This is a genomic window from Roseovarius halophilus (ex Wu et al. 2025) (genome assembly GCF_047086965.1).
On sequence record NZ_JBKOTX010000315.1, the window covers coordinates 1 to 4,501 of the forward strand.

The 4,501-nt window shown below is 64.3% G+C and carries 5 protein-coding genes; 1 reads left to right on the top strand and 4 read right to left on the bottom strand.

Annotated elements, in window-relative coordinates:
• Positions 1 to 362: hypothetical protein (locus tag ACH107_RS30370; protein WP_412509426.1), on the top strand; the 362-nt coding region annotated here is incomplete at its 5' end.
• An 87-nt stretch (positions 363 to 449) separates the two neighbouring features.
• Here ACH107_RS30370 and ACH107_RS30375 read toward each other — a convergent pair.
• The 4 genes from ACH107_RS30375 to ACH107_RS30390 all read right to left on the bottom strand — a co-directional run.
• Positions 450 to 1,496: a hypothetical protein gene (locus ACH107_RS30375; RefSeq protein ID WP_412509427.1), complete on the bottom strand. Its 1,047-nt coding sequence runs from the start codon at positions 1,494 to 1,496 to the stop codon at positions 450 to 452.
• Between the two features lie 198 nt (positions 1,497 to 1,694).
• Entirely contained in the window at positions 1,695 to 2,492 is a 798-nt protein-coding gene (locus tag ACH107_RS30380; RefSeq protein WP_412509428.1) for a class I SAM-dependent methyltransferase, read from the bottom strand.
• A 2-nt stretch (positions 2,493 to 2,494) separates the two neighbouring features.
• Positions 2,495 to 2,659 (bottom strand): hypothetical protein, encoded by a 165-nt coding sequence (locus ACH107_RS30385; protein ID WP_412509429.1) that lies wholly within the window; start codon positions 2,657 to 2,659, stop codon positions 2,495 to 2,497.
• 407 nt (positions 2,660 to 3,066) lie between these two features.
• On the bottom strand, positions 3,067 to 4,501 hold a 1,435-nt coding region (locus ACH107_RS30390), incomplete at its 5' end, for a glucan biosynthesis protein (protein WP_412509430.1).

The window sequence follows — 4,501 nt, forward strand, 5'->3', positions numbered from 1 at the left end:
TGGTCTGCGACGCGGATTTCGCGCGGCTGTCGCTGGCGCTCAGCCCCGACGACCCGCTGGAGGCCTGCGCCATCGGGTTCGCGCGCAACTTCGTCACCGATGCGTGGCTGGCCGGGCGGCTGCGCCCGCTCCTGGCCGAGGCCGGGTTCGCGGCCGAGGTCTTCCGCCCCGAGACGCGGCTCGATCTGGACGGCTCCGGCGGGCCGGTCTGGACCCGGTTCGCCACCGGCCACCTTGTCGCGCAGGGGATCATCGGCCAGCCGCTGGCGGACGCGCTGGTGGCAGAATGCGACCGGCGCATCGCGGCCGGCACGCTCTACGGCTTCAACCCCTTCGTCACCGCCATCGCGCGGCGGCCGTGACGGCGGCTTTGTGCAGGAAGGGGGCTTTGCAAAGTTGCGTGATCGGCCCAGAACAGCCAAGCGAATCTGATGGCATTGGGACAAGGACTACACGTAGAACATGTACTCAGGTATCCTATATTCAGCAATGGTTTGGAGGCGCTCGTCATCATGCATGAGAGCACCAAAGCTTTCTAATATAAATTGGGGGCATGCATTGCCCCAAGGTGTTGGAATGAACACATTAGGAGTAAAAGGGTTGCGGCTTAGATCGAACATGTCAGTCCTATCATCTGGTAATGGACGCTCAGCCAACGCCTCCTGAAAAACATTCATGTGACGTACACAAATAACAGCATCAACATTCTCAAAGATAACTGCTTCATCACCTGATCGATAAAATGAATTATTCGTCAGTAGGCCAGCAAAATCTGACAACAGACTGCCGATTGGTTCGTAAATAAAATCATCCCACACAACGACCAGAATATTTGCCCCCGTGCTTCTGGGGAACCCCGAAAATTTTGCATCTGCACTGACTAAAAATTCCTTTACAGGATTGTCTCGTGGCAACAGCGCGTCCGGGTGTTGCATTTGGACAGAAGTTTTAAAATCCTTTGTGATACGCACAGGGAGTTGAACGCTAGCTTCTGCCCTTAGACGTTGGTGAGCCAATAGACTTGGCGACTTAACCTCAAAATTGTAGGCAACGTCGTTGTCGACAACCCTGAACTCAGGACGAAGTCCATTTTCGCCTCGTGGCTCGAAGTAAAACTGTACCTCTTCACCCCAAGGCATCACCAAAACCCTATCGATCGCGAACACTTCTGCAAATAGCTGTAACATCTGCTCATAACGGCTTTCGTCGCGTTCTGGTCCACCTAAGCGCGCGAGTTCTTTAACGTAGTGGACTCCCAAACCCGACAATCGCCGCTCGGCCCGAACGCACAGGTTAGCGAACCTCCACAAGTTAGCGTCGGCCCATGGTAATTTGTATAGATACCCAAGCCAGTGCCAGCCGCTTTCCAGAACCAAATCTTTCGCCGCCAAATAGAAAGCAACTGTATCAGGGCATTGGGCACTCATATGTGGAATTGGCTTGGAGAGAGCAAAACGTCTCAGGTCTGAATAATACTTCTGAATGTCTGGATGCATTTAAGTGAGGGCTTTCGTTTGCAACCAATATGCATGAAACATCGTAGACGAGTAAGGTGAAAGCGAATACGCAGCAAGAAAAAGTATTTAATCAAGTCCGCTTTGGGCTGCATGGCGTCATCCAACGCTTTCGCTCGGGATACGACCTCCTGACCTCGGGTCCGCTGTCACACGGGACTCCGTGTCAGGCGCCGAACACTACGCGGCCGCCGGCTTGCGCGCGCGGATATGGCCGGGGCGCAGCTGGCCCTGCTCGGCGAGCAGCGCGCGGATGCGGGCGTTCTCGACCGACTGCTCCGCCTGCGCCTTGCCGAAGCGGGCGACATAGGTGTCGAAGAGCGGGCCCTTCAGGCGCGCGTGCTCGTCTCGCGCATAGTCGCGGAACCAGGCGTTGCGGTCGTCCAGGGTGACATCGGTGAAGCCCGCCGCGCGCACGTACGCCGCGGCGCTGTCCAGCGTGTCCATCTCGTAGGTCTCCTCGCCCTCGGTGGCCCAGTCGCGCATCTCCGGCGTGAAGGGGGCGGCGCTGCGGAACCAGTCGCTCACCACGATCGGGGCGCCGGGTGCGGCCACCCGGTGGAGCTCGGCGAAGGCTTGGGCCTTGTCCGGCAGGTCGACGATGGAATCCTTGCTGAACACCATCCCGAAACTGGCATCTGCGAAGGGCAGGGGGCCAGGGGCGACATGCCGGAAGCGCAGCCTGTCCTGCAGCCCGCGCCGGCGGGCCGTCGCCTCGGCCTGCGCCAGCGAGGCCGCGTCGATGTCAACGCCGGTGACATGGGCGGCGCCGTGCTCTTCCACCAGCAGCACGTCGTAGCCGCCGATGCCGCAGCCGAGATCGAGCACCGTGCGCCCGGCCACATCGAGCCCGTCCAGCATGCGCGCCAGCTCCGGCGCGCCGCCGGGCGAGAGGAACCCCGCGCCCCAGCGCAGTTGCAGGTTCTCCAGCAGCGCGTCGGTGTAGTAGAGGGCGTGTTGCGGCTCTTGCACGGTCATTGTCACGCTCTCCTCGGGCCGTTGCGGCGCGGGCGCCGGTCGTTCGAGGCCGGGCGGCGCGCGGGGGCGCGGTCATGCACCGGGTGCAGCGCCCGCATCGCCGGGTAGCGGGTGTAAAGCAGCAGATCGTCGCCTGTCGGCGTGTGATGATAGAGATGCCGTGTCATGGTGGCCTCCTTCGGATCGGTGGGTGTGAGGGCGCCCTTGGCAGACACATTACCGGCACGGCGGCCTTGACGACAAACGAGGCTTTCTCGCAGCATGGATTAGAAAATCTAAAGCGTTTCGCGTTATACTCGACACAAGACCCATGGCCCGCCGGTTACCCGTTCTCAACCAGGTCCGCGCCTTAGCGGCGGCGCCATTGGCTCTATTCGCGCGCGCAGTTGGCGATGCAGTGGGCCCGGCGCAAGTTGGCTCGACAAGATGGGCCGCTGTCGGGGATTGACCCAACTTTGCCCCCCCGCTACCCGCGCATGGCCGGCCTTCCGACACGGCCGAACGTCCGTCAATCAGGCCCCTCATGCGGTTGTCGGCCCTGTCTTGCGGGTCTTGGAGCGGCCCGCGCGCCGTGTCAGACGCCGCCGTCGCGGGCGCGGCTCCAGCGGTGGAGCCAGACCGGGCTGGCGGCGCGGCCGGCGGCATCGCGCAGGACCATCCTGAGTTCCACCGCGTCGGCATCGCCCGGTGTCATCAGGAAGGTAACGCGCGCGCCGCTTCCGTCGGGCAGCGGGAAAAAGCCGGTCCCGCCGATCCGGGCGCCTTTGTCGGCGCCTTTGTCGGCGCGGATGTCCGGCGTGAGCCCGTCGGTCGGCCCGGTCAGGTCGATCACGAAACGCCGCGTTCCGGGGCGGTCGTGCTCGCGGCCGCTGCGGCTTTGGACGACATGCGCGCCCGGCCCGGTTTCCGGCGGTGACACTGTCCAGTCGATGTCGTAGGCGAACCGGTGTTCGCTGCCCGCGGCCAAGGGCCTGTCGGGCCGCCAGAAGGCGACGACATTGTCCATGAACTCGGTCCCGGTCGGGATTTCCACCAGCATCACCGCGCCCTTTCCCCAGTCGCCGGCGGGACGGACAACCGCCGAGGGACGCGCGTGATAGCGGGCCTCGGTGTCCTCGAAATCCGCGTAGCGCCGCGGCGTCTGGTAGAGGCCGAAGCTGGCCGGCCCGTCATCGACGAAGGCGGATGTCTGCAGCCGCGCGGGGTTGGCGATGGGGCGCCACAGCCCTTCGCCCGCGCCGTTGCGGATGAAAAGCACGTCGCTGTCATGGACGCGCGGGCGGTAATCGTCGGACACTGCCGATCGCATCGGCCCCTTGAGAAACATGGAGGTCAGCGGCGCCACGCCGATATCGTCGATGTCGCGGCGGGGCAGGATGGTGACGGCAATGCGCGTGCGCGTCGTATCCCCCGGGGCAAGGGTCAGGTCGAGGTGCCCGGCAAGCGACGGGCTGTCGATGATCCCTTCGAGACGGAGCGTGCCGTCGTGCGGCCTGTGCAGGCGCAGGCGGGTGAAGCGCGGAAATTCCTCGGGGGTCGGGCCGCCGGTGCCGAGCGCGATGGCCCGCGCCGAAAGCCCGTAGGCCATCGCGCGGCCGATGGCGCGGAAATAGCTGGCGCCCTGAAGGACCATCACCTCGTCCATGACGTCCGGCGCGTTGAGCGGGTGGCGCAGCCGCAGGCCCGAGAAGCCGGCCCCGGTGGCGGTGCTTGGCACGTCCGCGAAGTAGCGCGGCGCGAAGCGGAAGAGATCGGTGGAGAAAGGGATTTCGCGGTGGCCGGCGCCATCGGGGATCTCGATGCGGACGGGATCGGGGAAATACAGCCCCGGCGGCAGCAGGTCCGCCTGGTATCCCGGCCCCACGTCCAGGTTGGCCGCCCGGCCCGCGCGCGGCCGGATACCGCGATAGGCGTCGTAGTCCAGCCCGGCGAAGGGCGGGGGCAGCGGTGTCGTGTCGGGCCGAAAGGGGCGGCCGGCGATCTCGCGCGCCGCGTCGAGCAGGGCACCC